Annotated in this window: 27 protein-coding genes; 15 read left to right on the top strand and 12 right to left on the bottom strand. The window is 67.3% G+C overall.

Annotation, left to right across the window (positions count from 1 at the left end; translation table 11 throughout):
• Positions 1-14 precede the first annotated feature (14 nt).
• Positions 15-584, bottom strand: a complete 570-nt coding sequence (locus LZ605_RS07630) for a response regulator transcription factor (protein ID WP_057496879.1) — start codon at positions 582-584, stop codon at positions 15-17.
• Positions 581-1,807, bottom strand: coding sequence for an ATP-binding protein (locus tag LZ605_RS07625; RefSeq protein WP_107232786.1), 1,227 nt, complete (start codon positions 1,805-1,807; stop codon positions 581-583). The genes LZ605_RS07630 and LZ605_RS07625 overlap by 4 nt, the downstream gene beginning before the upstream one ends.
• Before the next feature lie 114 nt (positions 1,808-1,921).
• On the opposite strand from LZ605_RS07625, the gene ispG reads away from it, so the two are divergent.
• From ispG to LZ605_RS07610, 3 genes are all read left to right on the top strand, one after another.
• Positions 1,922-3,187: a flavodoxin-dependent (E)-4-hydroxy-3-methylbut-2-enyl-diphosphate synthase gene (gene ispG / locus LZ605_RS07620; protein WP_107232785.1), complete on the top strand. Its 1,266-nt coding sequence runs from the start codon at positions 1,922-1,924 to the stop codon at positions 3,185-3,187.
• The gene (locus LZ605_RS07615; protein WP_249844350.1) at positions 3,168-3,917 is read left to right on the top strand and encodes a phosphatase PAP2 family protein; all 750 of its coding nucleotides are present in this window, start codon (positions 3,168-3,170) and stop codon (positions 3,915-3,917) included. Before ispG ends, LZ605_RS07615 begins: the two co-directional genes overlap by 20 nt.
• 200 nt (positions 3,918-4,117) lie before the next feature.
• Positions 4,118-4,765 (top strand): response regulator, encoded by a 648-nt coding sequence (locus LZ605_RS07610; protein ID WP_249844349.1) that lies wholly within the window; start codon positions 4,118-4,120, stop codon positions 4,763-4,765.
• A gap of 181 nt (positions 4,766-4,946) precedes the next feature.
• On the opposite strand, the gene eda is transcribed toward LZ605_RS07610, so the two are convergent.
• The 5 genes from eda to zwf form a co-directional block, all read right to left on the bottom strand.
• Positions 4,947-5,606 (bottom strand): bifunctional 4-hydroxy-2-oxoglutarate aldolase/2-dehydro-3-deoxy-phosphogluconate aldolase, encoded by a 660-nt coding sequence (gene eda, locus LZ605_RS07605; protein ID WP_249844348.1) that lies wholly within the window; start codon positions 5,604-5,606, stop codon positions 4,947-4,949.
• 237 nt (positions 5,607-5,843) lie between these two features.
• The gene (edd, locus tag LZ605_RS07600; protein WP_249844347.1) at positions 5,844-7,760 is read right to left on the bottom strand and encodes a phosphogluconate dehydratase; all 1,917 of its coding nucleotides are present in this window, start codon (positions 7,758-7,760) and stop codon (positions 5,844-5,846) included.
• 58 nt (positions 7,761-7,818) lie between these two features.
• Positions 7,819-8,541 carry a 6-phosphogluconolactonase gene (gene pgl, locus LZ605_RS07595; RefSeq protein WP_249844346.1) on the bottom strand — a complete coding sequence of 241 codons (723 nt, stop codon included), beginning with the start codon at positions 8,539-8,541 and terminating at the stop codon, positions 7,819-7,821.
• The gene (gene glk / locus LZ605_RS07590) at positions 8,538-9,545 is read right to left on the bottom strand and encodes a glucokinase (protein WP_249844345.1); all 1,008 of its coding nucleotides are present in this window, start codon (positions 9,543-9,545) and stop codon (positions 8,538-8,540) included. Before glk ends, pgl begins: the two co-directional genes overlap by 4 nt.
• Complete coding sequence (gene zwf / locus LZ605_RS07585; RefSeq protein ID WP_306803888.1) at positions 9,542-10,978, bottom strand: glucose-6-phosphate dehydrogenase; 1,437 nt, start codon at positions 10,976-10,978, stop codon at positions 9,542-9,544. Before zwf ends, glk begins: the two co-directional genes overlap by 4 nt.
• Positions 10,979-11,332: 354 nt before the next feature.
• Between zwf and LZ605_RS07580 the strand changes: the two genes are divergently transcribed.
• The gene (locus LZ605_RS07580) at positions 11,333-12,415 is read left to right on the top strand and encodes an ABC transporter ATP-binding protein (protein WP_249844343.1); all 1,083 of its coding nucleotides are present in this window, start codon (positions 11,333-11,335) and stop codon (positions 12,413-12,415) included.
• 121 nt (positions 12,416-12,536) lie between these two features.
• Here the strand turns inward: LZ605_RS07580 and LZ605_RS07575 are convergent, their stop codons facing one another.
• Positions 12,537-13,412: a YgfZ/GcvT domain-containing protein gene (locus LZ605_RS07575; RefSeq protein ID WP_249844342.1), complete on the bottom strand. Its 876-nt coding sequence runs from the start codon at positions 13,410-13,412 to the stop codon at positions 12,537-12,539.
• Between the two features lie 39 nt (positions 13,413-13,451).
• Here LZ605_RS07575 and LZ605_RS23195 point away from each other — a divergent pair, with 39 nt between their 5' ends.
• From LZ605_RS23195 to LZ605_RS07530, 10 genes are all read left to right on the top strand, one after another.
• Positions 13,452-13,622, top strand: a complete 171-nt coding sequence (locus LZ605_RS23195) for a DUF1674 domain-containing protein (protein ID WP_005409075.1) — start codon at positions 13,452-13,454, stop codon at positions 13,620-13,622.
• Between the two features lie 56 nt (positions 13,623-13,678).
• Positions 13,679-14,071: a succinate dehydrogenase, cytochrome b556 subunit gene (gene sdhC, locus LZ605_RS07570; protein WP_005409076.1), complete on the top strand. Its 393-nt coding sequence runs from the start codon at positions 13,679-13,681 to the stop codon at positions 14,069-14,071.
• Positions 14,068-14,454, top strand: a complete 387-nt coding sequence (gene sdhD / locus LZ605_RS07565; protein WP_049434183.1) for a succinate dehydrogenase, hydrophobic membrane anchor protein — start codon at positions 14,068-14,070, stop codon at positions 14,452-14,454. The genes sdhC and sdhD overlap by 4 nt, the downstream gene beginning before the upstream one ends.
• A gap of 31 nt (positions 14,455-14,485) precedes the next feature.
• Positions 14,486-16,276, top strand: a complete 1,791-nt coding sequence (gene sdhA / locus LZ605_RS07560) for a succinate dehydrogenase flavoprotein subunit (protein WP_249844341.1) — start codon at positions 14,486-14,488, stop codon at positions 16,274-16,276.
• A gap of 66 nt (positions 16,277-16,342) precedes the next feature.
• The gene (locus LZ605_RS07555) at positions 16,343-17,128 is read left to right on the top strand and encodes a succinate dehydrogenase iron-sulfur subunit (RefSeq protein WP_005409079.1); all 786 of its coding nucleotides are present in this window, start codon (positions 16,343-16,345) and stop codon (positions 17,126-17,128) included.
• A gap of 97 nt (positions 17,129-17,225) precedes the next feature.
• Positions 17,226-17,474 (top strand): succinate dehydrogenase assembly factor 2, encoded by a 249-nt coding sequence (locus tag LZ605_RS07550; RefSeq protein ID WP_249844340.1) that lies wholly within the window; start codon positions 17,226-17,228, stop codon positions 17,472-17,474.
• Positions 17,425-17,874 (top strand): hypothetical protein, encoded by a 450-nt coding sequence (locus LZ605_RS07545; RefSeq protein WP_306803886.1) that lies wholly within the window; start codon positions 17,425-17,427, stop codon positions 17,872-17,874. The genes LZ605_RS07550 and LZ605_RS07545 overlap by 50 nt, the downstream gene beginning before the upstream one ends.
• 23 nt (positions 17,875-17,897) lie before the next feature.
• A complete protein-coding gene (locus LZ605_RS07540) occupies positions 17,898-19,139 on the top strand; it encodes a lipoprotein-releasing ABC transporter permease subunit (RefSeq protein WP_249844338.1) in 1,242 nt (413 codons plus the stop codon).
• A complete protein-coding gene (gene lolD / locus LZ605_RS07535; protein ID WP_249844337.1) occupies positions 19,132-19,845 on the top strand; it encodes a lipoprotein-releasing ABC transporter ATP-binding protein LolD in 714 nt (237 codons plus the stop codon). Before LZ605_RS07540 ends, lolD begins: the two co-directional genes overlap by 8 nt.
• A 188-nt stretch (positions 19,846-20,033) precedes the next feature.
• Complete coding sequence (locus tag LZ605_RS07530; RefSeq protein ID WP_249844336.1) at positions 20,034-20,492, top strand: DUF6491 family protein; 459 nt, start codon at positions 20,034-20,036, stop codon at positions 20,490-20,492.
• A gap of 73 nt (positions 20,493-20,565) precedes the next feature.
• Here the strand turns inward: LZ605_RS07530 and LZ605_RS07525 are convergent, their stop codons facing one another.
• The 3 genes from LZ605_RS07525 to ftsY form a co-directional block, all read right to left on the bottom strand.
• Positions 20,566-20,835 (bottom strand): oxidative damage protection protein, encoded by a 270-nt coding sequence (locus tag LZ605_RS07525; protein ID WP_249844335.1) that lies wholly within the window; start codon positions 20,833-20,835, stop codon positions 20,566-20,568.
• 5 nt (positions 20,836-20,840) lie between these two features.
• Entirely contained in the window at positions 20,841-21,965 is a 1,125-nt protein-coding gene (gene mutY, locus LZ605_RS07520; protein WP_249844334.1) for an A/G-specific adenine glycosylase, read from the bottom strand.
• Between the two features lie 92 nt (positions 21,966-22,057).
• Complete coding sequence (ftsY, locus tag LZ605_RS07515) at positions 22,058-23,350, bottom strand: signal recognition particle-docking protein FtsY (RefSeq protein ID WP_249844333.1); 1,293 nt, start codon at positions 23,348-23,350, stop codon at positions 22,058-22,060.
• 129 nt (positions 23,351-23,479) lie between these two features.
• Between ftsY and LZ605_RS07510 the strand changes: the two genes are divergently transcribed.
• A complete protein-coding gene (locus tag LZ605_RS07510) occupies positions 23,480-23,779 on the top strand; it encodes a hypothetical protein (RefSeq protein ID WP_249844332.1) in 300 nt (99 codons plus the stop codon).
• 111 nt (positions 23,780-23,890) lie between these two features.
• Here the strand turns inward: LZ605_RS07510 and htpG are convergent, their stop codons facing one another.
• Positions 23,891-25,780, bottom strand: a complete 1,890-nt coding sequence (gene htpG / locus LZ605_RS07505; RefSeq protein ID WP_249844331.1) for a molecular chaperone HtpG — start codon at positions 25,778-25,780, stop codon at positions 23,891-23,893.
• Positions 25,781-26,172 lie beyond the last annotated feature (392 nt).

Below are 26,172 nucleotides of genomic sequence, written 5' to 3'. Positions count from 1 at the left end.
GACGCGCCCCCGCGTCAACGGCTGGGGTCGCGTTCCGGGCTCGGCCGCTTGGCCAGCTTGCGCTGCAGCGAACGCCGGTGCATGCCCAGCAGCCGCGCCGCCGCCGACACGTTGCCGCCGGTCTCGTGCATCGCTTGCTGGATGTGCTCCCACTGCAGCCGGCTGATCGGCGTCATCGCGTCGGGCACTTCCATTTCGCCATCGTCGGCTGGGCCGTCATCCTCTTCGCCGAGGGCACGCAGGATCATCGGTACCGTGGCCGGCTTGGGCAGGTAATCGTCGGCACCGAGCTTGATCGCTTCCACCGCCGTGGCGATGCTGGCATAGCCGGTCACCAGCAGGATCCGCATGTCGGCACGCAGGGCGCGCAACGGCTGGATCAGTGCAAGGCCCGAGTCGCTGCCCAGCTTCAGGTCGATCAGCGCGAACGCCGGTGGCTGCTGGCGCGCCAGTGCCAGCGCGCTGGCGGCATCCTGCGCCGTCTGGGTCTCCAGCCCCTTGCGGGCCAGGCTGCGCTGCAGGGTCCTCAGGTACAGCTCGTCGTCGTCGACCAGCAGGCCCAGGGTGGAGTGGTGAAGGCTCATGGGGTGTCCTCGCGTGGGGCCAGCGGCAGGCGGAAGCCGACGCGGCTGCCGGCCCCCTGGGCCGGGCGCATCCACATCTCGCCGTCGAGGCGTTCAATGGTGGCATGGGACAGGGCCAGGCCGACGCCCATGCCCTCGCTCTTGCTGCTGCCGAACAGGGTGCCCGGCAGCACGGCGGCGCGCGCATCGAAGCCGTGGCCGTAGTCGCGGACTTCGCCGATCAGGTCGTCGCCTTCAATGCGCAGGTCCAGGTCCACGCGCGGCCGGCCGGCCTGTTCCCCAGCATCGGCGGCGTTGTTGAGCAGGACCATCAGCAGGTGGCCCACGCCGGGGTCCAGTGGCAGCCGCAGCGGGGCGTCGTCGTTGCGGTGCAGGTCGATGGTCGGCCGTACCAGGCGCCATTGCTCCAGCACCTGCTGGGCATTGGAGTGGCGGCGGCCGGGGGCGTCGGCCGAAGCCGGTGCGGCCAGCGCCAGCACGCGTTCACGGCATTGCACCAGCAACTCGCGCAGGGTTTCCATGTCCTCGCGCACTTCCGGCTCTTCGCTGCGCTCGGCTACGTCGTCGGCCAGCAGGGTCATGGTCGCCAGCGGCGTGTTCAGTTCGTGCGCCACCGAGGCGGCATGGGTGGCCAGGGCGACGATGCCCTCGTTGCGGGCGAAGCGCTCGCGCAGCGCCGACAGCTCCAGTTCGCGCTGGCGCAGGGCCAGCGCCAGGCGGGTGGAGAAGGCCAGTACCACGGCCGCGGAGATCAGGAAGTTGGCGACCACGCCCCAGCGATTGAGATCCTGGGCGCGGAAATAGCCGTCCGGCAGGGGTTGGCCGAAGATGCCACTGCTGGCGTAGCCAAGCAGGCAGGCCAGCGCCACCGCCAGCGCCCAGCGCAGGGGCAGGGCGAACGCAGCCAGCGCGATCAGGATCAGGAACAGCGAGCTGAACGGGTTGGCCATGCCGCCACTCCAGCCGACCATCCAGGTCAGGATGATCACATCCACCAGAATGTGCCCGAACGCGGTCAGTGGTGCGGTATCGGCGGCTTCCGGGCGCAGCTGGGTGTAGATGTTGAACAGCGCCAGCACCGCCACGCCGGCCCACAATGGCAGCTGCGGGAGCGGCAGGCCCAGTACCCAGGTGGCCACCAGGATGGTGGCCGCCTGGCCGCCCACGGCAAGCCAGCGCAGGCTGCACAGGGTTCGCAGGAACGGGGCGTCGGGACCGGTCATTCGCGCTCATCGTATGCGTTCCTGGGCAACGGCGCCTGCGACAATCGGCCGCAGACGCACCATCGGCTGAATGCGACTCACCCGGAACGTGGGGCCGGGCGGTAGAATGCGCCCATGCACGACGCCGTTACCCGCCCGACGCCCCCCTCCGATGCCACTGCCTGGCCCCGTCGCCAGACCCATGCCGTCCAGATCGGCGGGGTCACCGTCGGTGGAGGCAAGCCGGTGGTGGTGCAGTCGATGACCAACACCGATACCTCCGATGTGGCCTCCAGCGTGAAGCAGGTGGCCGAATTGTGGCGCGCCGGCTCGGAAATGGTGCGCCTGACCGTCAACACCGTTGAGGCCGCCGCTGCGATTCCGCGCATCGTCGACAAGCTGGCGATGATGGGCATCGAGGTGCCGTTGATCGGCGACTTCCACTACAACGGCCACCAGCTGCTGAGCGCCGAGCCGGCCTGTGCCGAAGCGCTGGCCAAGTACCGCATCAACCCGGGCAACGTCGGCTTCGGCAAGAAGAAGGACCTGCAGTTCGCACAGCTGATCGAATTCGCCATCCGCTTCAACAAGCCGGTGCGCATCGGCGCCAACTGGGGCTCGCTGGACCAGGCCCTGGCCGCGAAGCTGATGGACGAGAACAACCACCGCGAACAGCCGTGGGACGCTGGCCGTGTGCTGCGCGAGGCGCTGATCCGCTCCGCGCTGGATTCGGCCGAACAGGCGGTGGAACTGGGCCTGCCGCGCGATCGCATCGTGCTGTCGGCCAAGGTCAGTGGCGTGCAGGAACTGATCGCGGTGTACCGCGACCTGGCCCAGCGCTCGGATTTCGCGTTGCATCTGGGCCTGACCGAAGCCGGCATCGGCAGCAAGGGCATCGTCGCCTCGGCGGCGGCGCTGAGCGTGCTGCTGCAGGAAGGCATCGGCGACACCATCCGCATCTCGCTGACCCCGGAACCGGGCCAGTCGCGCACGCAGGAAGTGATCGTCGCCCAGGAGCTGCTGCAGACCACCGGCCAGCGCGCTTTCACCCCGCTGGTCACCGCCTGCCCGGGCTGTGGGCGCACCACCTCCGAGTTCTTCCAGGAACTGGCCAAGGTGGTGCAGAACCACGTCCGTGAAAAGATGCCCTTGTGGAAGATCCAGCATCCCGGCGCGGAAAACATGACGCTGGCAGTCATGGGCTGCGTGGTCAACGGGCCCGGTGAATCGCGCCATGCCAACATCGGCATCTCGCTGCCGGGTACCGGTGAGGCGCCGTCGGCGCCGGTGTTCGTCGATGGCGAAAAGAAGGTGACCCTGCGTGGCGAGAACATCGCCCAGGACTTCGTCGCCCTGATCGACGACTACGTCGAACGTACCTATGTCCGAAGCGCCGGATAAGCCCGCGATTCTCGCTGCGCCGGAGTCCGCCTCCGGTTTCCGCCACTGGATGGCGCGCAATGCCTGGCGCCTGGTCCTGCTGTTCGGTGGCGTACTGCTGCCGCTGGCCGGCTTCGTCGCGCTGGCCGATGAAGTGCACGAATTTGAATCGTTCCATTTCGATGCGCCCCTGCTGTGGCAGATGCACGGCCTGCATTCGCCGCTGCTGGACCGCTTCTTCGTGCTCATCTCGAAACTGGGCTACGAGTGGTTCCTGATCCCGGCTGACGTGCTGATCATCGGCGCGCTGCTGGGCTACCGGCGTTGGCGTGAAGCCACCTTCGTGGCGGTCAGCTTCGTCGGCTCGGCGTTGCTGAACATGGGCAGCAAGCAGTTCTTCCAGCGCGAGCGGCCCAGCCTGTGGGAGTCGATCGCGCCGGAATCGACGTTCAGCTTCCCCAGCGGCCACGCGATGGGCTCGATGACCCTGGCGGTGACCCTGGTCCTGCTGGCCTGGAACACCCGCTGGCGCTGGCCGGTGCTGCTGTTGGCCCCGTCGTTCAGCCTGCTGGTCAGCCTGTCCCGGGTCTACCTGGGGGTGCATTACCCCTCCGATATCCTGGCCGGATGGTGTGCCGCGCTGGTTTGGGTGGTAGGGTGCTATCTGGTCATGTTCAGTCGCCGGCACCCATGGCGACGTCACGGCTCGCCGCCAGCGAAGGCCAGCGAAGCATCATCACAGGGGGAATGACGTGGATGGCCCCCGGTGGGCGTCTACGTGATAGATCAGTTGTTTCGAAACAGCAGGTTCTGCAAGACAGGGGGCAAGCTCAACGCGTGGTTATGTGATGCGCAAGGCAGAATGCCCGCGCCGCATTCCGAGCGCGCTTGCGGGGTATCGGCACCCTGCCTAGCTTGACCTGCAATGGCCGCATTCGAAGAGGTACGTGAATGACGATTCGAGTCTACCTGGTGGATGACCATGCGCTGGTCCGCACCGGTATGAAGATGATTCTGTCGGGGGAAGCCGACATCGAGGTGGTGGGCGAAGCCGAGACCGGCGAAGACGCGTTGCGCGATGTCCGCCAGTTGTTGCCGGATGTGGTGCTGTGCGATCTGCACCTGCCGGGTGTAAGCGGCATGGAAGTGACCGAGCGCATCGTCCGCAGCCACCGCAATACCCGCGTGGTGATCGTGTCGGTGCTGGAAGACGGCCCGCTGCCAAAGCGCCTGCTCGAAGCCGGCGCGGCCGGCTACATCGGCAAGGGCTGCGATGCGCAGGAACTGTTGCGCGCGGTGCGCGATGTGGCGGCCGGTCGCCGCTACCTGGGCACCAGCATCGCGCAGAACCTGGCGCTGTCGACCGTGGAAGGCAATGGTTCGCCATTCGACAGCCTGTCGCCGCGTGAACTGGAAGTGGCGCTGCTGCTGACCCAGGGCCTGCGCCAGGAAGACATTGCACGGCGCCTGAGCCTGAGCGCGAAGACGGTGAACACGCACAAGGCGCGGTTGTTCGAGAAGATGGGCATCCACGACAACATCGCGCTGGCACGCATGGCCAGCCAGTGCGGGCTGGTGGATCCGGCACGGCCGCTGTAACGGGCGGGTTTCGGCCAACGGCTGAGCCCGTCGCGGTGGTGGTGCGTTTGGATTCTGGAGGGTGGCCCTGCGGAGGGATCGCGCAGGGGACGCCGTGAATCCATCCCTGCAGGCTCGGTCGCGCCATCCATGGCGCTCACGTGGAGCCGAGCGTGGGCTCGGCTCTACAGCTGCGTCGGGCTCAGTGGCCGCGTACGCGCTTGATGATCTTCGCGGCGTCGGCGGCGCTGGCGCGCACCTTGTCCCATTCGCCGTCGGCGATCCAGTTGCCTGGCACCATCCACGAACCACCAATGCAGACCACGTTCTTCTGCTCCAGGTATTCGGCGGCGGTGTTCTCGGTGATGCCACCGGTCGGGCACAGCTTGAGGTCGGCGACCGGGCCGGCCAGACCCTTGATCATCGCCAGCCCGCCTACGGCCGTGGCCGGGAACAGCTTGCACACCCGGAAGCCGCGCGCGTAGAGCGACAGCAGCTCGGTCGGCGTGGCCGCGCCCGGCACCACCGGCAGTGGCGCAGCCGCCAGCGCATCGGCCAGCGCCGGCGGCGTACCCGGGGTTACCAGGAAGTCCGCACCTGCATCGATGGACTGTTGCATCTGCGCCACGGTCAGCACCGTGCCGGCACCCACCACCACATCCGGCAGCTCACGCTTGAGCATCGCCAGCGCTTCCATCGCCACCGGCGTACGCAGCGTCAGCTCGATGGCCGGCAAGCCGCCTTCCAGCAGCGCCGCACTGACCGCCCGCGCCTGGTCGAGCGTATGAATGGTCACCACCGGCAGGATGCCGGCCGCATGCAACAGCTCCGCCGCACGCACCTGATGTTGTTCGATACCCATAGCTCTGCTTCTGCCTTTGCTTCTGTTTTTGAATTTGATTTTCAGTGACCACTTCGCGGCGTATCGGCGCCGGAAACTGTGATGCGGTGGAGGGCAGGCCGTCGCCGGGACCGTTCGCGCCATGGATGGCGCGACCGAGCCTACAGGGAAGTATTCACGGCGTGTCCTGGCGACGACCTGCCCTCCGCCGCCCCAGCAACCTCACCGCCAACGCATACCCGCAACGCCCTTCAACCCTCAGGCGTCCTTCGCCTCATGCGGCGCTGCCGCTGCCGCTGCATCGTGCCCCAGCTCGTATTCCGCGTCGTAATCCCACGGCCCACCATCGGCCGCCGCTGGCCCGCACGAAATCGAAATCGCACCCTGGTCGGCCGGACCCACCACGCGACGGTTGATCGCGAACAGATTGCGGCCCAGATCCTGCGCCGCCGGCGCGGTGTTCGGCGCCAGCGAGCGTGCTGCCCATTCGGCCGCATCCACCAGCACTTCCAGCGTGCCGGCCTCGCCATCAAGCCGGATCATGTCGCCCTCGCGCACCTTGGCCAGCGGGCCGCCACGTGCCGCTTCCGGGGTCACGTGGATCGCTGCCGGAATCTTGCCGGAAGCGCCGGACAGGCGCCCGTCGGTGACCAGCGCCACGCGTCGGCCCTGGTTCTGCAGCAACCCCAGCAGCGGCGCCAGCGAATGCAGTTCCGGCATGCCGTTCGCGCGCGGGCCCTGGTAACGCACCACCGCCACGAAATCCTGCGGCAGCAGACCGCCGGCATGCAGCTTGTTCAGCACCTGCGGCGCATCGACCACCACGGCGGGGGCCTCGATGGTGCGGTACTGCGGCTTCACCGCCGACAGCTTGATCAGCGACTTGCCCAGGTTGCCGCGCAGCAGGCGCAGGCCGCCCTGGTGTTCGAACGGGTTGTCGACGCCGCGCACCACCTCTTCATCGGCACTGTGTTCCAGGCCGGGCAGATAGACCAGCTGGCCGTCACGCAGCTGCGGTTCGCGCGCATAGTCGGCCATGCCGCCGCGCGCCACGCTGACCAGATCGCCGTGCATCAGCCCGGCCTTGATCAGCTCGCCGAACACGAACGCCGGGCCGCCTGCCGCAGCGAAACGGTTCACGTCGGCCTCGCCGTTCGGATAGACGCGCGCCAGCAGCGGGATCAGCTGCGACAGCTCGTCGAAGTCGTCCCAGGTCAGCACGATGCCGGCGGCGCGCGCGACGGCGATCCAGTGGATGGTGTGGTTGGTAGAGCCACCGGTGGCCATCAGCGCGATGACCGCGTTGATGATCGCGCGCTCGTCGATGATCCGGCCCAGCGGGCGGAAGTCGTCGCCGAGTGCGGTGATGTCCAGCGCACGTTCGGTGGCTTCGCGGGTCAGTGCATCGCGCAGCGGCGTGCCCGGGTTGACGAACGAGGCCCCCGGCAGCTGCACGCCCATCGCTTCCAGCAGCACCTGGTTGGAATTGGCGGTGCCGTAGAAGGTGCAGGTGCCGGCGCCGTGGTACGAGCCGGACTCGGCTTCCAGCAGTTCTTCGCGGGTGGCTTCGCCGGCGGCGTAGCGCTCGCGCACTTCGGCCTTCTGCTTGTTGGGGATGCCCGGGGTCATCGGGCCGGCCGGCACGAACACCGCAGGCAGGTGGCCGAAGGCCAGTGCGCCGATCAGCAGGCCGGGCACGATCTTGTCGCACACACCGAGGTAGACGGTGGTGTCGAACATGTCGTGGCTGAGCCCGATGGCGGTGGCCTGCGCGATCACATCGCGCGAGAACAGCGACAGCTCCATGCCGCCACGGCCCTGGGTGACGCCGTCGCACATCGCCGGCACGGCGCCGGCGACCTGTGCGGTGGCGCCGAGTTCGCGCGCGATCTCGCGGATCTGCTCAGGATAGGTCTCGAACGGCTGGTGCGCCGACAGCATGTCGTTGTAGGCGGTGATGATGCCCAGGTTCGGCGTCACCCCGCCGCGCAGGCGGCTCTTGTCGGTGCCGCCGCAGGCAGCGAAGCCGTGGGCGAGGTTGCCGCAGCTCAGGCGGCTGCGGAATGGGCCGTCACGCAGGGAAGCGTCGATCGCGGCCAGGTAGGCGGCGCGCGAGGCGGCGCTGCGGAGGATGACGCGCTCGGTGATGGCGTGCAGTTGCGGATGGAGGCTCATTGGCTACCGGCGTTCGTGGTGGCGAGAGGCAAGCGGCGGCAAGGCGCCGCCGCCGACGTCAATCAGCCCAATGGACGCGCAGACGCGCGCCGTCCAGGTTGATCGCATTGAGGATCGGGTACTGCTGGGCGTCGTTGCTGTCCAGCGCCTGGCGCAGTACCTGCAGCTTCTGCTTGCCGCGCAGCAGCAGCAGGCGCTGGCGGCACTGGCGCAGGCCGTGCGGGGTCAGCGTGATGCGCAGGGGCCATTGGTTGGCACCCGGGCAGCCGGTGGCATCCAGCGCGGCGTAGGGCAGGGTGCTTTCCAGCGCGCGGGCCAGGTCCTTTGAGCCCGGGAACAGCGAGGCGGTGTGGCCATCGTTGCCCATGCCCAGCGCCACCAGGCTCGGCGGCTGGCTGTGCTGGGCCTGCAGATTGGCGGTGTAGACGCATTCCGGCAGCGGCTTGCCGATCCGCACCAGCGGATCGAAGTGGGCACCCTCGGCGCGCTTGAGCAGGTGCTCGCGCACCAGCCAGGCGTTGCTGTCGCGATCCTGTGGCGACAGCCAGCGCTCGTCGGCCAGGCTCACTTCAACCCGGTCCCAATGCACGTCCAGTTCGGCCAGGGCCTGGTAGACCGGCGCCGGCGTGGTGCCACCCGACAGCAGGATGCGGGCGCGGCCCACTTCATTGATGTCGTGGTTGAGGGTCTGCGCCATCTCGGCGGCTACCGCCTCGATCCAGCCATCGGCATCGCCATGGTGGATGAAGTCGATGCGGTCGTCGTGGAAAGCGGGGGTCATGCGGCAACTCCTGGTGCGTCACGTTCGGCGTCGGCTGCGTAGGCAGCGGCACCCAGCAGCCCGGCGTGGGGATGCATCACCGCCAGCGACGGTACCCGCGCCATGATCGAAGAGAACCGGCCCTTGTGTTCGAAGCGCTGGCGGAAGCCGGAGTGCTGCAGCGAGTCGAGCATCTTCGGGGTCAATCCACCGGTCAGGAACACGCCGTCCCAGGCGCCCTGGGTCAGTACCAGATCGCCGGCAATGGCGCCGAACACCGCGCAGAACACATCCACGGTGCGCATCGCCTGCGGGTCGCCGTGCAGGGCGCGCGCGGTCACGTCCACCGGTTGCAGCTGACCCGGGTCGATGCCGGCCATCTCGCACACGGCGCGATGGATGTTGACCAGGCCGGGGCCGCAGATCAGCCGCTCGTTTGAGACGCGGCCGAACTGTTCGGAGAGGATCTCCAGGATGCGGATCTCTTCCGGCGTTCCCGGCGGGAAGCTGACATGGCCACCTTCGGTTTCCAGCGGATAGCAGCGGCCGTGGCGCAGTATCAGGCCGCCGACGCCGAGCCCTGTGCCCGGCCCGATCACCGCATAGTTGCGCGGCTGACCCGGCTTGCCCGGCACCCAGGCCGCACCGCCGACCTGCACCACGTCATCGGGTTGCAGCAGCGAGATCGCCATGGCCTGCGCAGCGAAGTCATTGATCAGGTGCAGCTCGTCGAAGCCGAGCATCGCTGCGGTGCGGCTGCGCGAGATCACCCAGGGATGGTTGGTGATGCGTGCTTCGTCACCGTCGACGCGGCCAGCCACCGCGAACACGCCGCGGCTGGCCGTGGCACCGATCTGTTCCAGATGGTGGCGCGCGGCATCACCGAGCGAGGGGAACTCGGCCACCGCGTACTCGCGGATGCTGTCCTTCAGCAGTGGCGCGTCCAGCGAGGTGTCGGCCAGGGCGAAGCGGGCGTTGGTGCCGCCGATGTCGGCAACCAGCACGGGCTGCGAGCCGGCACTCATGCCGAGGCTCCGCTGTCGGGTGCGTCCACGCCCTGCGGCAGGAATTCCGTGGCGTTGCTCGGGCCCCACTGGCCGGCGGGGTAGGGTTCCAGCGGCAGCTTGGCCTCCTTCCAGGCGTCGGCCACGCTGTCGATCCAGGCCCACGCGGCGCGCACTTCGTCGTCACGCACGAACAGCGTGTGGTTGCCATTGAAGGCATCCAGGAACAGGCGTTCGTAGGCGATGCGGCGGTGCAGGCCGGTCGGCACCGACAGTTCCAGTTCCAGCGGGTGCAGTTCCAGCGCGCCCCATTCCGGGCCGGCCAGGCTGCTCATCAGGCCCAGTTCGATGTTTTCCTGCGGCTGCAGCTGGAACACCAGGCGGTTCGGCGCGGCCTGCGCGCGCTGCGGGCGCTCGAACAGCCAATGGGTGACCGGCTTCAGCGTGACCACCACGCGGGTGGTGCGCTCGGGCAGGCGCTTGCCGGTGACCAGGTGGAACGGCACGCCGCTCCAGCGCCAGTTGTCGATGTGCGCGGTGACGCCGGCGAATGTTTCCACGTCGCTGCCTTCCGGCGGCTGGTAGGCCTGGGCCGGCTGGCCGTTGATGGTGCCGGCGGTGTAGCGGCCACGGATGCTGTCACGAGCGGCGTGCCTGGCATCGAGCGGGCGCAGTGCGCGCAGCACCTTGACCTTCTCGTCGCGGATGCGGTCGGCTTCCAGCGAGGCCGGCGGCTCCATCGCCACCATGCACAGCAGCTGCAGGATATGGCTCTGCACCATGTCGCGCAGCGCGCCGGAACGGGCGTAGTAGGCGTCGCGGCCATCCACGCCTTCGCTCTCGGCGACCAGGATGTGCACCGATTCGATGTAGTTGCGGTTCCACACCGCTTCCAGCAGCGTGTTGCCGAAGCGCAGTGCGATCAGGTTCTGCACCGCCGCCTTGCCCAGGTAGTGGTCGAGGCGGAACACACGGTCTTCGTCGATCCACTGGCCGATGGTGGAGATGATCTCCTCGGCGCTTTCGCTGTCGCTGCCGATCGGCTTCTCCAGCATCAGGCGTGCCGGCGCAGCCAGGGCACCGCCCTTGGCCAGGCCTTCGCAGGTGGAGATGTACAGGCCCGGCGGAATGGCCAGGTAGCTGACGCACTTGCGGTGCACCAGGTCGGAGACCGCGGCGGCCACCGAGTCGACGTCGCGCAGGTCGACCGAGCGGTAGTCGATGCGACGCAGCAGCGCAGCGATGTCGTCCTGCGTGGCCATCGGCATGGCCTGCTGCAGGCGCGGGCGCAGGATGTCATGGAAGGCTTCGGTGTCATGCCCGGACAGGGCCAGCGCACGGATACGGAAGTCCTCCGGCAGCAGGCCGTCGCCGAGCAGGCGAAGCAGCGAAGGGAACAGGTAGCGCTGGGCCAGATCACCTGTGGCACCGAACAGGAAGAGGGTGTCGTGCATCGCTCGAGTTTCAGATCCGGGTGACATCGTTGTCAATCGCTTCATGGCTGGGTTCGGGGGACATCCGCGCAACTGCCTGTCCGAGGCTCGTCAGGGGCGTTTTCCGGGGCTCCGGAAGACCGTCCCATTCGAAACCACTACCTCGGCGGAAGCTTCGTTCTTCCGCCGACGCAGATCGGTGCGCACCGATCATCGGATAGTGCCACGTGAAAACGTTTACATGGCAGAATGGGCAACTGTATTCGATTGCAGTGCTCGCCGCCATGCGGCGACCGCGCAATCATCACTGCCATCGGGAGGGCCGAAGGCAGTCCCCAATGACAGCCCGGCACCGGGCGGACTGGATAGAGTGATATGGCAAAAGTGCAGTTGCAGGGTGTGCGCAAGGTCTACGACAACGGCCAGGTTGCAGTGAAGGACGCCACCTTCGAGGTCGCCGACGGCGAGCTGATGGTGCTGGTGGGGCCGTCGGGCTGCGGCAAGTCGACGCTGCTGCGGATGGTGGCCGGCCTGGAGGAGATCAGCGGCGGCACGCTGACCATCGGCGACCGCGTGGTCAACGACGTGGCGCCGAAGGACCGCGACATCGCCATGGTGTTCCAGAGCTACGCGCTGTACCCGCATATGACCGTGGCCGAGAACCTGGCCTTCGGCCTGAAGCTGCGCGGCCATGACAAGGCCACCATCGACAAGCGCATTGCCGAGGCGGCGCAGACGCTGGGCCTGACCGAGATGATGGACAAGCTGCCCAAGGCGATGTCCGGCGGCCAGCGCCAGCGCGTGGCACTGGGCCGTGCGCTGGTGCGCGAGCCGGCGGTGTTCCTGCTTGACGAGCCGCTGTCCAATCTCGATGCCAAGCTGCGGCACAGCGTGCGCACCGAGATCGCGCAGCTGCACCGCAAGCTGGGCACCACGATGATCTACGTAACCCACGACCAGGTGGAAGCGATGACCCTGGGCCAGCGCATCGTGGTGCTCAAGGACGGCGTCATCCAGCAGATCGACACACCGATGGCGCTGTACGACCGCCCGGCCAACCTGTTCGTGGCCGGCTTCCTCGGCAGCCCAGCGATGAACGTGCTGCGTGGCACGCTGCAGGGCGACGCCGGCGGCGTGACCGTGGTCGACGGCGACTGGCGTGCACCGCTGGGCCAGGCCACGATCGATCCGGCCTGGCTGCAGAAGCCGATCGCGGTGGGTGTGCGCCCGGAACACCTGCAGCCGGCCAGCGCCGATGATGCGCATGCGTTCACCGCACGCATCGAAGGCATCGAGCCGGTCGGCAACGAGATCTTCGTCAACCTCAGCAGCGGCCAGCATGCGCTGACCATGCGCGTGGCCCCGCAGGCGTTGCCGGCAGTGGGTGAGGACATCCGCGTGGCGATCCATCCGCAGGGCCTGCATTTCTTCAATGCGGAAAGCGGCGAGCGGCTGTAATCGGGCTTATCGATGTTGCCGGCCAGGGGCCGCCACTACCCATCCGGTGCGGACCAACGGTCCGCGCCGGGTCTGCGGGTTCAGTAGATCCACGCCATGCGTGGATGCGGTGCCGCCCGCTTCAGCGCGCCAACCCATCCAGCAGCGGTACGCGCTGTGCCACGGCGCCATCCACCTGCAACGCGGCATCGCCGGTTTCCAGCGGCAGCACCGCCAGCGCCAGCTCACCGGCCACGCTGGCGATCGTGCCCAGCGCCGCGCCGTCCTGCTGCACGCCATCACCGGCCTGCGCTGGTGCCGCGGTCTGCAGCAACTGCACCGCGCGCTTGGCTTTGCCGAGGAAGTGGGTACGGGCGACAATTTCCTGGCCCGGGTAGCAGCCCTTCTTCACGCTGTAGCCGTTCAGGCGGTCCAGGCCCAGCTGCTGCGGGGTCCACACTTCGCGCTGGCTGTCTTCCAGTCGCGGCAATCCGTAGCGCAGGTCGGCCTGGCGCCAGGCCAGGGCGAAAGCGGCCTCATCGGTTCCGCTACCGGCGGCAAAGGCATCAGGAGCGCCGATGCGCAGGGTGCGCGGGAGGGCATCACTGCCCAGGTCCAGCTCCCAGCCATCACCTGCGGTGTGCGCAATCGCCGCGCCGCTGGCGGCCTCTGGTGCAGTGAAGGCGCCGGCCACGGCCAGATCGTTGCGCACCTGCACCTTCACCTTGCGACGGAACACGAAGCGCTGCAGTTGCGAAGCAATCGCATCGGCATCGCCGTCAGCCAGCACCAGCATCACGTGGTCGTCGGCCAGCCGGAGCAGCTGGAACACCGCCAGGGTGCGGCCCTTGGCGCTCAGCCAGGCGCTCCAGTGCCAGTGCCACAGGGGCAGGGCGGTGACGTCGCTGCTGAACTGGGCGTGGGCGAACACGGCCGCATCCACGCCCTGCAGGCTCAGCAACTGGTGGCCGGGCAGGCGCGGATATCCGACGAAAGCAGGGGGCAGGTTGTCAGGCACGTGAACGAGGTCTAAAATTTGTGCGTTGCGAGACCGAACATGATAGGCCAAACAACCCCCACTCCCGACGACGAATCTGAAGCCCCGCTGGTCCCCGCGGCACCCGTGCCCGTGGAACAGGAAAAAGCAGAGGAATTCGGCGGCCGCGGCGGACTTGATCCGGTGCGGTATGGCGATTGGGAGAAAAACGGACGCTGCATCGATTTCTGATCAGCATTGAGCCAACGCGGCCGTGTGCCGCCCAGCCGAGACAACGAGCCCAGCGAATGGCGACCAGACAACGCCCACTTTCCCCGCACCTTCAGGTGTATCGCTGGCAGATTCAGATGGCCACCTCGATCCTGCATCGAGCCACTGGCGTCTTTCTGTCTGTTGGTGCCCTCATCATCGCCGCCGGCCTGCTGGCCCTGATGATGGGGCCCGAGTCCTGGAACTGCTTCACCGGCCATGCCGGGGCCTGGTATGGCCGCGTGTTCCTGTTCGCGTGGACATGGTCGTTCGCCTATCACCTGTGCAATGGCATCCGCCATGTGGTGCAGGACTTTGCCATCGGCTTCAGCATCCCCGCCTTCATCCGCAGCAGCTGGCTGTCGGTCACCGGCAGCCTGGTGATCACCCTGCTGGTGTGGGCCTATGTGATGTTCGGAGGTGCCGCGTGAGCAAGTTCCGTACCCCGTTGAAGAGCGTGCGCGGCCTGGGTTCGGCCAAGACCGGTACCGAGCACTTCGTGCACCAGCGCCTGACCGCCGCCGCCCTGGTGGTGCTGGGCATCTGGTTCCTGGTCTTCGTGCTGGGCCTGCTCGGCTCGGATTACGCGACCGCCGCAGCTGCCGTGGCCAAGCCGTGGAACGCGGTGCCGCTGATCGGCCTGCTGATTGCCATGTTCTGGCACGCGCAGCTCGGCATGCAGGTCGTGCTGGAAGACTACATCCACGAATCGCTGCTGGCCCTGGTGCTGCAGACCGCGGTGAAGTTCGTCGCCGTGCTCGGCATGATCGTCAGTGTGTTTGCGGTGGGCCGCATCGCCCTCGGCGTTGCCTGAGCCCAGGCGCCAAGACAGGAATCCAGACTAGATGTCCGCTTACAAGATTACCGAACACAAGTACGACATGGTCGTGGTCGGCGCCGGCGGCGCCGGCCTGCGCGCCACGTTCGGCCTGGCCGCCAAGGGCCTGCAGACCGTGTGCCTGACCAAGGTCTTCCCGACCCGTTCGCATACCGTTGCCGCCCAGGGCGGTATCTCGGCCGCACTCGCCAACATGGGCGAGGACGACTGGCGCTACCACTTCTTCGACACCATCAAGGGGTCGGACTGGCTGGGCGACCAGGACGCCATTGAATACATGTGCCGTGAGGCCATCCCGGCCATCATCGAGCTTGAACACTACGGTGTGCCGTTCTCGCGCACCGCCGAAGGCAAGATCTACCAGCGTCCGTTCGGTGGCATGACCACCAAGTACGGCGAGGGCCCGGCGGCGCAGCGTACCTGCGCGGCGGCCGACCGTACCGGCCACGCGATGCTGCACACCCTGTACCAGCAGTCGCTGAAGCACGATGCGCGCTTCATGATCGAGTACTTCGCCCTCGACCTTATCTTCGACGACGAAGGCGCCTGCCGCGGCGTGCTGGCCCTGGACATGTCCGATGGCACGCTGCACCTGTTCCGCGCCCAGGGCGTGGTGCTGGCCACCGGCGGCTACGGCCGTGCCTACTTCAGCGCCACCTCGGCGCACACCTGCACCGGCGACGGTGGCGGCCTGGCCATGCGTGCCGGCATCGCCATGCAGGACATGGAGTTCGTGCAGTTCCACCCGACCGGCATCTATGGTGCCGGCTGCCTGATCACCGAGGGTGTCCGCGGTGAAGGCGGCATCCTGCGCAACAGCAGCGGCGAGCGCTTCATGGAGCGCTACGCACCGCACTACAAGGACCTGGCCTCGCGCGACGTGGTCAGCCGTTCGATGACCATCGAGATCCGCGAAGGCCGCGGCGTCGGCGAGCACAAGGACCACATCCTGCTCGACCTGACCCACCTCGGCCCGGGCGTGATCGACGACAAGCTGCCGGGCATCGCCGAGAGCGCGCGCATCTTCGCCGGCGTCGACGTGCACAAGCAGCCGATCCCGGTCATTCCGACCGTGCACTACAACATGGGCGGCATCCCGACCAACTACCACGGTGAAGTGGTGCGCAAGGTCGGCGACAACCCCGATGCGGTCGTGCCGGGCCTGTACGCCATCGGCGAAGCGGCCTGCGTGTCCGTGCACGGCGCCAACCGCCTGGGCTCGAACTCGCTGCTGGACCTGGTGGTGTTCGGTCGTGCGGTGGCCAACCGCTGCGCCGAGACCATCAAGCCGGGCGCATCGCACAAGCCGCTGCCGGCCGATGCCTGCGACAAGGCGCTGGGCCTGCTGGACAAGCTGCGCCACGCCAACGGCGATACCCCGACCTCGGTCATCCGCGATCGCATGCAGCGCACCATGCAGGCCGACGCGGCGGTCTTCCGCACCAGCCAGACGCTGAAGGAAGGCTGCGAGAAGATGGACAAGATCTTCGACTCGTTCCAGGACGTGAAGGTCTCCGACCGTTCGCTGGTCTGGAACTCGGACCTGATCGAGACCTACGAGCTGAACAACCTGCTGCTCAACGCGGTGGCGACGATCAACTCGGCCGAACAGCGCAAGGAAAGCCGCGGCGCGCATGCGCACGAGGACTATCCGGACCGCGACGACGTCAACTGGCAGAAGCACACCCTGGTAAGCGTCGACGAGAAGGGCAAGTGCAGCTTCGACTACCGTCCGGTGCACATGTACACGTTGACCGACGACGTGTCCGTGGTGCCGCCGAAGCCGCGCGTGTACTGATCCGACCCCGCCTACCATGCAATCCGCGCCCAAGGGCGCGGGCCGCCTGAGCCAACGAGAGCAGCCATGGCCGAGTTTTCACTCCCCAAGAATTCCAAGATCACGAAGGGCAAGCACTTCCCCGTCAAGAACGGCGGCAAGAATGTGCGCACCTTCAAGATCTACCGCTGGAGTCCGGACGACGACAGCAACCCGCGCACCGATACCTATGAAGTCGATCTGGACGCCTGTGGCCCGATGGTCCTGGACGCCCTGATCAAGATCAAGAACGAGATCGACCCGACCCTGACCTTCCGCCGCTCCTGCCGCGAAGGCATCTGCGGTTCGTGCGCGATGAACATTGACGGCACCAACACCCTGGCCTGCACCCGAGCCATCTCGGACTGCGGCAAGAAGGAAGTGCCGATCTACCCGCTGCCGCACATGAACGTGGTCAAGGATCTGGTTCCGGACCTGACCCACTTCTACGCGCAGTACGCCTCGATCAAACCGTGGATCCGAACCCAGACCCCGGCGCCGCCGGACCGTGAGCGCCTGCAGTCGCCGGAAGACCGCAAGAAGCTGGACGGCCTGTACGAGTGCATCCTGTGCGCCTGCTGCTCGACCAGCTGCCCGAGCTACTGGTGGAACGGCGAGCGTTACCTGGGCCCGGCGATCCTGCTGCAGGCCTACCGCTGGATCATCGACTCGCGCGATGAGGACACCGGTGCGCGCCTGGATGATCTGGAAGATCCGTTCAAGCTGTACCGCTGCCACACCATCATGAACTGCGCCCGGACCTGCCCGAAGGGCCTGAACCCGGCGTTGGCGATCGCCGAGATCAAGAAGCTGATGATGGAACGCCGCGCCTGATAAGGCCCGGCTGTACCTGGTAGAGCCGCGCCATGCGTGGCTGCACCTCCCAGCAGAGCCACGCCATGCGTGGCTTTGCTGTATCTGGAGAAACACGATGGAAGAAGACGTTCTGCTGAAGAAGCTGCGCTGGCGCTGCCGCCGCGGCATGCGCGAACTGGACCAGCTGTTCGGGCGCTACCTGGATAAGGAATGGAGCACTGCGCCGACCGAAGAGCGCGAGGTTTTCCTGTTCCTGCTCGATTGCGAGGACGATAAGTTGTGGCGCTGGTTCATGGGCTATGAGGCCTGTCCGCATGCGCACGCCATCCCCCTCATGCAGAAGATCCTCGCCCTCAAGCCTTGAGTGGCGCCCTTCGCGGCTGCAGGCTGTGGCCCAGCTGTCGGTGTTGCTGGCCACACCTTGGCTGCTGCATGCGTCGGATCTACCGCCGCGGCTGCTGACGCCCGCCGTGCTGCTGGCCTGGGCAATCGGCCTGGCCGAACTGGCCTGGCGCCTGCGCCGACCGCGTGCACGGGTTCTTCTGCCGGCGCTGCCCGATCCGCTGCAGGTGGCGGGGCAGGACATCGATGCCCCCCGCCTGGTGGTGCGCGGCCCCTGGTTGCTGTTGCTGTGGCGTGAGGACCGGCGGCGGCGTCGCCTGTTGTTCTGGCCTGATGTGCTCGATTCCGGGCAGCGACGTGAACTGCGACTGGCCGTGGCCGCACGCAGCGTTTCCCGTCGGCCCCGGTCAATGGCACCATAAGCTGAATTGACCGGCGTGCCTGCATGTTCAAACCCATACCCGTGGCCATCGGCCTGCGCTACCTGCGCGCCAAGCGCCGCAACGGCTTCATCTCCTTCATCTCGATGGCATCGATCCTGGGCATCGCGCTCGGCGTCACGGTGCTGATCACCACCCTGGCAGTGATGAGCGGTTTCCAGAAGGAAATCCGCAGCCGTCTGCTGCAGATGACCGCCCACACCACCATCAGCCGTGACGGCGAGCCCATGCCGGACTGGATGCGCGTGGTCGACATTGCCGGCAAGGACCCGCGCGTGGCCGGTGCCGCGCCGTACATCGAGATCCAGTCGATGATCAGCGGCCCGCGCGTGCAGGGTGCGATCATCCAGGGCATCGATCCGGCGCTGGAGCCGAAGGTCTCGGTGATCGACCAGAAGGTCACCAAGGGCAGTTATGACAGCCTCAAGCCGGGCAGCTTCAACCTGCTGCTGGGCAAGGAACTGGCGATCTGGCTCGGCGTGGACGTCGGTGATCAGGTGCTGGTGACCTTCGCCGAAGTGCAGGGCACGCCTGCCGGAGCGGTGCCGCGAATGAAACGCTTCACCGTCAGCGGCATCTTCGAGGCCGGCTACAACGAGGTCGATCGTGGCGTCGGCTTTGCCAACATGCAGGACCTGGAGCGCGTGCTGCGCAGCGACGGTGCCACCGGCGTGCGCCTGAAGCTGCACGACATGGACCGCTCGCTGGAAGTGGGCGTGGACCTGGCGCAGAGCCTCGGCGGTGCTTACCGGGTCAGTGACTGGACCCAGCAGAACGCCAACCTCTACCACTCGCTGCGCATGGAAAAGGTGGTGATGGGTATCCTGCTGTCGCTGATCATCGCCATGGGCGCCTTCAACCTGGTGTCCTCGCAGGTGATGCTGGTGACTGACAAGCAGGCCGACATCGCCATCCTGCGCACCCTCGGCCTGACCCCGGGCGGGGTGATGCAGGTGTTCATGGTGCAGGGCTCGCTGATCGGCATCTTCGGCACGCTGGCCGGCCTGATCGGTGGCATCACCCTGACCCTCAACCTGGAGCGCATTCTCGGCGCCATCGAGAGCGTGTTCAACGTCAAGCTGATGCCGGAGGACGTGTACTACATCACCGGCCTGCCGACCGACATGCAGACCGGCGACGTGGTGGCGATCACCGTGGTCGCGCTGCTGATGAGCTTCCTGGCCACCCTGTATCCCGCCTGGCGGGCAGCACGCACCCAGCCGGCGGAGGCCCTGCGTTATGAATAAGGTCTTCAATCGCGGCGATGAAGTGATCCGCGCCGAAGCACTGGGCAAGACCTATGCCGAAGGGCGCATGCAGACCCCGGTGTTCGATGGCCTGGACCTGACCGTGACCGCGGGCGAAACCGTGGCGATCATTGGTGCCTCTGGTGCCGGCAAGAGCACGCTGCTGCACCTGCTGGGCGGGTTGGATATTCCGACCGCTGGCGAGGTCTACGTGACCGGCCAGCGCATGTCGGCGCTGTCGGACACCGCGCGCGGCCTGCTGCGCAACCAGGCCCTCGGCTTCGTCTACCAGTTCCATCACCTGCTGCCGGAGTTCACCGCGCTGGAAAACGTGATGATGCCGGTGCTGCTGGCCGGAACCGCCGTGGCCGAAGCGAGCAGCCGGGCCACGGCGCTGCTGGAAGCGGTCGGACTCGGCCATCGCCTGGATCACAAGCCGGGCGAGCTGTCCGGTGGCGAGCGCCAGCGTGCGGCCGTGGCCCGCGCGCTGGTCAACCATCCGGCCTGTGTGCTCGGCGACGAGCCGACCGGCAACCTGGATGACCGCACCGCCGGCACCGTGTTCGACCTGATGCTGGAACTCAATCGCGCCCGCCACACCAGCCTGGTGCTGGTGACCCACGACCGCAGCCTGGCACGTCGCCTGGACCGGGTGCTGGAACTGCGCGAAGGGCGCCTGCACGCACTGGCCCACGCCGACGTATAAGGGCAGGGCCCGCTCTGGTAGAGGCTGACCTTGGTCGGCTGATCTTGCAGGACAAGCGCCAACCAAGGTTGGCGTCTACCGTGGTCCGGCCAGGAGCCGCCGACCAGCGGCTGAATGGGGCCGCCGGCCGTCGCGCCGGCGTTGCCCGGTCGGGCGCATGATGGCGACAGTTCCCCGAGGAGATCGCCATGAAGACCCCGCTTCTGCTGGCAGGCCTCTGCCTGGCCCTGGCCGCCTGCGCGACCACCGGCCGCCTCAGCAGCGCCGAAAAGCTCGACCTGTACCGCGCCCATGCTGGCGCACCGCAGAACGACATGCAGTTCTTCGGCAGCCTCAATGGCTGGACCGAGCTGGGTGACAGTGCGCTGGCAGTGTGGACCCGCCCCAGCGAGGCCTACCTTCTGGAACTGAGTGGCCCGTGCCCGGACCTGTCCTACGCCACCGCCATCGGCCTGACCAGCAGCATGGGGCGGGTCTCGTCACGCTTCGACAAGGTGCTGGTGCGCGACCCGACCGGCGGCCCGCGCATGCCGTGCTTCATCAACAGCATCCGCAAGCTGGACGTGAAGGCACTGCGTACCTCCGAACAGGAGCTGCGCCAGGCGCAGGTGCAGGAGCGCGAGGCGGAGACCACCCCGGCCAATTGATCAAAAAGGGGACGGAGGGGATTAAGTCGTTTGTGCCACTAACGACTTAATCCCCTCCGTCCCCTTTTTGCCGTCAGGCTTCCGGGGTGAAGCCGGCGGGCTTTTCGGCGTCCTTTTCGAACAGGAACTTGACCAGTTCGCCTTCAAGGAACGCGCGGTGCTGGGGCGTGCGCGGCGACAGCCGATTCTCGTTGATCAGCATGGTCTGATGCGCCAGCCATGCCGCCCAGGCCTGCTTGCCGATGTTGTTGAAGATGCGCTGGCCCAGCTCGCCCGGATAGGGCACGAAATCCAGGCCCTCGACATCGCGTTGTTCGTACTGGCAGAAGACGGTTCGGGACATGGCGTTCACTCGTGGTTGCGGGATTTCTTGGACGTTCTTTTCGGCGCCTTGACGCTGGCGCCATCGAGCAGCTTTCGGATCGGCGCCGGCAGGCCCAGCGCCGGCAGCTCGTCGGCGGCGACCCAGCGCAGCGTGGGTTCTTCCACGCGCAGACCGTGCACCTGCCGCGACAATACCTGCAGGTGCAGCTTGTAGTGGCTGAAGGTGTGCTGCAGCACCGGCAGCTCTTCGGCGTCTTCCAGCGATCCGTCGACATGCGTGTCGAACCAGTCCTGCAGATCGCTGCCGGCCTCGGCCTGCGGCAGCGTCCACAGCTGCGCCCAGATGCCGGTGTCCGGACGCTTCTGCAGCAGCACGCGCTGCTGGGTGTCGCGCAGCAGCAGGGCCACCGCTTCGCGTTCGGGCAGGGTCTTGCCCGGCTTGGGTGTGGGCAGATCGGCGGTGCGGCCTTCGCGGCGTGCCACGCAGTCGTCCTGCAACGGGCAGATCACGCAGGCCGGCCTGGCGCGGCTGCACACCGTCGCGCCCAGGTCCATCTGCGCCTGGGTGTAATCGGCCATGCGCCCAGCCGGTACGTGCGTCGCGTGCGCCTCGGCGAGAGCCCACAGCTGCTTCTCGATGGTCGGCAGGCCGGGGAAGCCGTCGATGCCGTGGTAGCGGCTGAGCACGCGCTTGACGTTGCCGTCGAGGATCGCGAACGGGTCGTTCCAGGCCTGGCTGAGGATCGCCCCGGCAGTGCTGCGGCCGATGCCGGGCAGGGCATGCAGCGCGTCGAAATCACGCGGCAGATCGCCGGCATGCAGCTCCACGCAGCGCTGGGCCGCCGCGTGCAGATTGCGCGCTCGGGCGTAGTAGCCAAGCCCGGCCCACTGCGCCATCACCGCATCATTGCTGGCGGCGGCGAGGTCGGGCAGGGTCGGGAAGTGCTGCAGGAACCGCTGGAAATACGGGATGACCGTGGCCACCTGGGTCTGCTGCAGCATGATCTCCGACAGCCAGACCCGGTAGGGGCTGCGCGGGTGCTGCCAGGGCAGGTCGTGGCGGCCGTGGCCGTCGAACCAGTGCAGCAGGTGGGCGACGAAGCCGTCGGTCTGCGGGGTTCCGGCGCTGGCGTGCGGCTGGCGGGGCATCTCGTGTTCCAGAGAGGCAGCCACCGGTGGGTTCACCCTGGTAGAGCCACCCCATCGGTGGCTGCACCAGAGTGCGGTGGCTGCACGGTGTATCAGCCGCCCAGTGCTTCAGGCAGCAGGGCGTCGACGAAGGCTTCCGGATCGAACACGCGCAGGTCTTCCGGACGCTCGCCGATACCGGCGAAACGGATCGGAATGCCGAACTCGCGGGCCAGTGCAAACACCACGCCGCCCTTGGCGGTGCCGTCCAGCTTGGTCACCACCAGGCCGGTCACGTTCACCGCGGCATTGAACTGGCGCAGCTGCGACAGCGCGTTCTGGCCGGTGGTGCCGTCGATCACCATCAGCACCTCGTGCGGCGCGGTGGGGTCGATCTTGCCGAGTACACGGCGGATCTTGCCCAGCTCGTTCATCAGGCCGGACTGGGTGTGCAGGCGGCCGGCGGTGTCGGCAATCAGCACCGAGGTGCCACGGGCCTTGCCGGCCTGCAGCGCGTCGAATGCCACCGAGGCGGCATCGGCGTTCTGGCCCTGGGCGACCACGGCCACGCCGTTGCGCTCGCCCCAGGCCTGCAGCTGGGCTACGGCAGCGGCACGGAAGGTATCGCCGGCGGCCAGCATCAGGCTGTGGCCGTCATCCTTGAAGCGCTTGGCCAGCTTGCCGATGGTGGTGGTCTTGCCGACGCCGTTGACGCCGACGGTGAGCACCACGAACGGCTTGGCATTGCGGTCGATCAGCAGCGGCTTGGCCACCGGCTGCAGGATCGCGATCAATTCGGCGCGCAGTGCGGCCAGCAGCGCGTTGGCATCGGCGAACTCGCGCGACTTCATGCGCTTGCGCAGCCCTTCCACCAGATCGGTGGTGGCGCCAACGCCGACGTCGGCGGTGATCAATGCGGTTTCCAGCTCGTCCAGCAGATCGTCGTCGAGCTTGGGATTGCGCGAAAACAGGCCGCCGAAGCTGCGCGCGATGACGCTGTTGCGCAGGCGTTCGCGCCAGCCGGGCTTGCCGGCGGCGGCGGGCGGGGCGTCCACCAGGGCCGGCAGGTCGGTGGCCGGGGCGACCGGCTCCTCGGCCGGAACGACCGGGGCCAGCGGAGCCAGCACAGCGGCCGCGGCGAGCGCTTCGGCCTGCACGTCTTCGGCCGCGATGACCGGCGGCGCAGCCGGCACGGCGGGCGCTTCGGCGACGGGCACCTGTACGGGGGCCGGTGCAGGCGCAGGCGCAGGTGCTACGGCTTCGGCCACCGATGCGGCGGGCGCGTCCTTGGCGGGCACGGCCGACGGGAACGCCGCCGCCAGCTCTTCAGCCGAGTAGTGCTGGGTCTTGGCTGCCTCCGTGGCGGGGGCATCCTGGGGCTTCTTGCGGCGGAAAAAACTGAGCATTGGCAAAAGGCGCTGAAATCAGGGGGATATGCTACCACTCGGGGCTGTCTGGCCGATGTGGACTCAAGGTCGCGTCCCTTTGGCCGTTAACCGGTCCGGAGGGCTGCGTCGTGCAGCCCGGAGGCCGCCATGAACAACGTGATGGGAACTGCACTGAGCGGGATGCGCGCGGCCCAGCAGGGCGTGCAGGTGGCTGCACACAACGTTGCCAACCTGGCGACCCCCGAAGCCGAGCGCTTGCAGCTGCAGCGCAGTGCGGTGGCTCAGGGCGGGGTGGAGACGGCGGTGGCCACCACCGGCCCCGATCCGGGCGCGCCACTGGGTGATCTGCTGGCGGCCAAGGCCGAAGTCGTGACCTTCGCCGCCAATGCCACGGTGATCCGCCGCCAGGACCAGCTGCTGGGGTCGCTGCTGGATCGGGAAGCCTGAACTGACGGGTTCTGGTAGGTGTCAACCTTGGTTGACACGCCTCTATTGCGCCAACCAAGGTTGGCATCTACCAAGGTGGCGCCGGGCCATGCCCGGCGACCACCGTCTCGTTCAGGCCGACAGCTCCAGCAACAGCTTGTTCAGCCGCGCCACATAGGCACCCGGGTCCTTCAGGCTGTCACCGGCGGCCAGCGCGGCCTGGTCGAACAGCACCCGGCCCAGGTCATCAAAGCGCGCGCCATCGGCCTCGGCATCCAGTTTGGCGATCAGCGGATGGCCCGGGTTGATCTCCAGTACCGGCTTGCTGTCGGGCACCTTCTGCCCGCTGGCTTCCAGGATCTGGCGCATCTGCAGGCCCAGGTCCTGCTCGCCGATGGCCAGCACCGCCGGTGAATCGGTCAGGCGGTGCGACACGCGCACTTCGGCCACGTCGTCGCCCAGCACCGTCTTCAGGCGCTCGACCAGGCCCTGCTTGTCCTTCGCCGCCGCTTCCTGCTCCTGCTTGTCGGCCTCGCTTTCCAGCGCACCCAGGTCGAGGTCGCCACGGGCGATGTCGACGAAGCCTTTGCCGTCGAAATCGGTCAGGTAGCCCATCAGCCACTCGTCGATGCGATCGGTCAGCAGCAGCACTTCCACGCCCTTCTTGCGGAACACTTCCAGGTGCGGGCTGTTGCGCACCTGGCTGTAGCTTTCGCCGGTCAGGTAATAGATCTTGTCCTGGCCTTCGGCCATGCGCGCGAGGTAATCGGCCAGCGACACGCTCTGCGCATCGCCGTCGCCGCGGGTGGAGGCGAAGCGCAGCAGGCCGGCCACCTTCTCGCGGTTGTTGTAGTCCTCGGCCGGGCCTTCCTTCAGCACCTGGCCGAATTCCTTCCAGAACGTGGCGTACTGCTCGGGCTTGTCGGCGGCCAGCTTGTCCAGCATGTCCAGCGAGCGCTTGGTCAGCGCCGCCTTCATCGAATCGATGACCGGGCCGGACTGCAGGATTTCGCGGGACACGTTCAGCGACAGGTCGTTGGAATCGACCACGCCCTTGATGAAACGCAGGTACAGCGGCAGGAACTGCTCGGCCTGGTCCATCACGAACACGCGCTGCACGTACAGCTTCAGGCCCTTGGGCGCGTCGCGGTGGTACAGGTCGAACGGCGCGCGGCCCGGCACGTACAGCAGCGAGGTGTATTCCAGCTTGCCTTCGACCTTGTTGTGGCTCCACGCCAGCGGATCGCTGTGATCGTGCGCCACGTGCTTGTAGAACTCGGTGTACTCGGCGTCGCTGATCTCGGTGCGCGGGCGGGTCCACAGCGCGCTGGCGCGATTGACGGTCTCCCACTCGACGGCAGCGCCTTCTTCGCCTTCCTTCGGCATCTGGATCGGCAGGCCGATGTGGTCGGAGTACTTCTTGAGGATGCTGCGCAGGCGCCAGCCATCGGCGAAATCATGCTCGCCGTCCTTCAGGTGCAGCACGATGCGGGTGCCGCGCTCGGCCTTGTCGACGGTGGCCACTTCGAAGTCACCTTCGCCGCGCGAGGTCCAGCGCACGCCTTCGCCCGCAGCCAGGCCGGCGCGGCGCGAGGTCACTTCCACTTCGTCGGCAACGATGAAGGCGCTGTAGAAGCCGACGCCGAACTGGCCGATCAGCTGCGAATCCTTCTTCTGGTCGCCGGACAACTGGCGCAGGAAATCGCCGGTGCCGGACTTGGCAATCGTGCCGAGGTGGGCGATGGCTTCGGCGCGGCTCATGCCGATGCCGTTGTCTTCGATGGTGATGGTGTGGGCGGCGGGATCGAAGCTGACGCGCACGCGCAGCTCGCTGTCGCCTTCCAGCAGGGCCGGCTGGGTCAGGGCCTCGAAGCGCAGCTTGTCAGCGGCGTCGGCGGCATTGGAGACCAGCTCGCGCAGGAAGATCTCCTTGTTGGAGTACAGCGAGTGGATCATCAGCTGCAGCAGCTGCTTGACTTCGGTCTGGAAGCCAAGGGTTTCGGTCTGGGTGGTCTCGGTCATCGATAAGGCTCCATGTGCAATGCCGCGCCAGCGCGTGCGGCCTCGCCAAGGGGTAGGGGTGATTGTCCCGAAATCAAGGGGTTGGTCGGGCAGGGCTGCGCCCTGCACCTGCAGAGGCCAGGGCAACGGCCAGAGCCACAGCCACAGCCACAGCCACAGCCACAGCCGGCTCTGGGTTATCTGAGGGGTTGGCGGGGCGGTGTGGGTTGGCAGGACACGCCGTAAACCCGTCCATGGGGGCTCGATGGCGCCATCCATGGCGCCAACGGTCCTGCCAACCCACACCGCCCCACCTCTGACAGGTTCCCGGTGACGGTGACAACGGCGGGTTCCTGATCTCATCAAATCCTTCGATATCTGACAGATGTTCATCCACGCATGGCGTGGATCTA

Source organism: Stenotrophomonas maltophilia (genome assembly GCF_023518235.1).
In the GTDB taxonomy this organism is placed as follows: Bacteria; Pseudomonadota; Gammaproteobacteria; order Xanthomonadales; family Xanthomonadaceae; genus Stenotrophomonas.
This window is presented reverse-complemented; position numbering and strand designations above follow the sequence as displayed.

Bases quoted from the DNA above. Each gene is read 5' to 3' on its own strand.
- ftsY (WP_249844333.1), bottom strand. From the start codon at position 23,350: ATGCTCAGTTTTTTCCGCCGCAAGAAGCCCCAGGATGCCCCCGCCACG.
- LZ605_RS07525 (WP_249844335.1), bottom strand. From the start codon at position 20,835: ATGTCCCGAACCGTCTTCTGCCAGTACGAACAACGCGATGTCGAGGGC.
- sdhC (WP_005409076.1), top strand. From the start codon at position 13,679: ATGGCGACCAGACAACGCCCACTTTCCCCGCACCTTCAGGTGTATCGC.
- edd (WP_249844347.1), bottom strand. From the start codon at position 7,760: ATGAGCCTCCATCCGCAACTGCACGCCATCACCGAGCGCGTCATCCTC.
- pgl (WP_249844346.1), bottom strand. From the start codon at position 8,541: ATGACCCCCGCTTTCCACGACGACCGCATCGACTTCATCCACCATGGC.
- LZ605_RS07550 (WP_249844340.1), top strand. From the start codon at position 17,226: ATGGAAGAAGACGTTCTGCTGAAGAAGCTGCGCTGGCGCTGCCGCCGC.
- LZ605_RS07555 (WP_005409079.1), top strand. From the start codon at position 16,343: ATGGCCGAGTTTTCACTCCCCAAGAATTCCAAGATCACGAAGGGCAAG.
- LZ605_RS07530 (WP_249844336.1), top strand. From the start codon at position 20,034: ATGAAGACCCCGCTTCTGCTGGCAGGCCTCTGCCTGGCCCTGGCCGCC.
- LZ605_RS07615 (WP_249844350.1), top strand. From the start codon at position 3,168: ATGTCCGAAGCGCCGGATAAGCCCGCGATTCTCGCTGCGCCGGAGTCC.
- LZ605_RS07610 (WP_249844349.1), top strand. From the start codon at position 4,118: ATGACGATTCGAGTCTACCTGGTGGATGACCATGCGCTGGTCCGCACC.
- mutY (WP_249844334.1), bottom strand. From the start codon at position 21,965: ATGCCCCGCCAGCCGCACGCCAGCGCCGGAACCCCGCAGACCGACGGC.
- eda (WP_249844348.1), bottom strand. From the start codon at position 5,606: ATGGGTATCGAACAACATCAGGTGCGTGCGGCGGAGCTGTTGCATGCG.
- ispG (WP_107232785.1), top strand. From the start codon at position 1,922: ATGCACGACGCCGTTACCCGCCCGACGCCCCCCTCCGATGCCACTGCC.
- LZ605_RS07540 (WP_249844338.1), top strand. From the start codon at position 17,898: ATGTTCAAACCCATACCCGTGGCCATCGGCCTGCGCTACCTGCGCGCC.
- LZ605_RS07510 (WP_249844332.1), top strand. From the start codon at position 23,480: ATGAACAACGTGATGGGAACTGCACTGAGCGGGATGCGCGCGGCCCAG.
- LZ605_RS07630 (WP_057496879.1), bottom strand. From the start codon at position 584: ATGAGCCTTCACCACTCCACCCTGGGCCTGCTGGTCGACGACGACGAG.
- htpG (WP_249844331.1), bottom strand. From the start codon at position 25,780: ATGACCGAGACCACCCAGACCGAAACCCTTGGCTTCCAGACCGAAGTC.
- lolD (WP_249844337.1), top strand. From the start codon at position 19,132: ATGAATAAGGTCTTCAATCGCGGCGATGAAGTGATCCGCGCCGAAGCA.
- LZ605_RS07625 (WP_107232786.1), bottom strand. From the start codon at position 1,807: ATGACCGGTCCCGACGCCCCGTTCCTGCGAACCCTGTGCAGCCTGCGC.
- LZ605_RS23195 (WP_005409075.1), top strand. From the start codon at position 13,452: ATGATAGGCCAAACAACCCCCACTCCCGACGACGAATCTGAAGCCCCG.
- sdhA (WP_249844341.1), top strand. From the start codon at position 14,486: ATGTCCGCTTACAAGATTACCGAACACAAGTACGACATGGTCGTGGTC.
- zwf (WP_306803888.1), bottom strand. From the start codon at position 10,978: ATGCACGACACCCTCTTCCTGTTCGGTGCCACAGGTGATCTGGCCCAG.
- glk (WP_249844345.1), bottom strand. From the start codon at position 9,545: ATGAGTGCCGGCTCGCAGCCCGTGCTGGTTGCCGACATCGGCGGCACC.
- LZ605_RS07580 (WP_249844343.1), top strand. From the start codon at position 11,333: ATGGCAAAAGTGCAGTTGCAGGGTGTGCGCAAGGTCTACGACAACGGC.
- LZ605_RS07545 (WP_306803886.1), top strand. From the start codon at position 17,425: ATGCGCACGCCATCCCCCTCATGCAGAAGATCCTCGCCCTCAAGCCTT.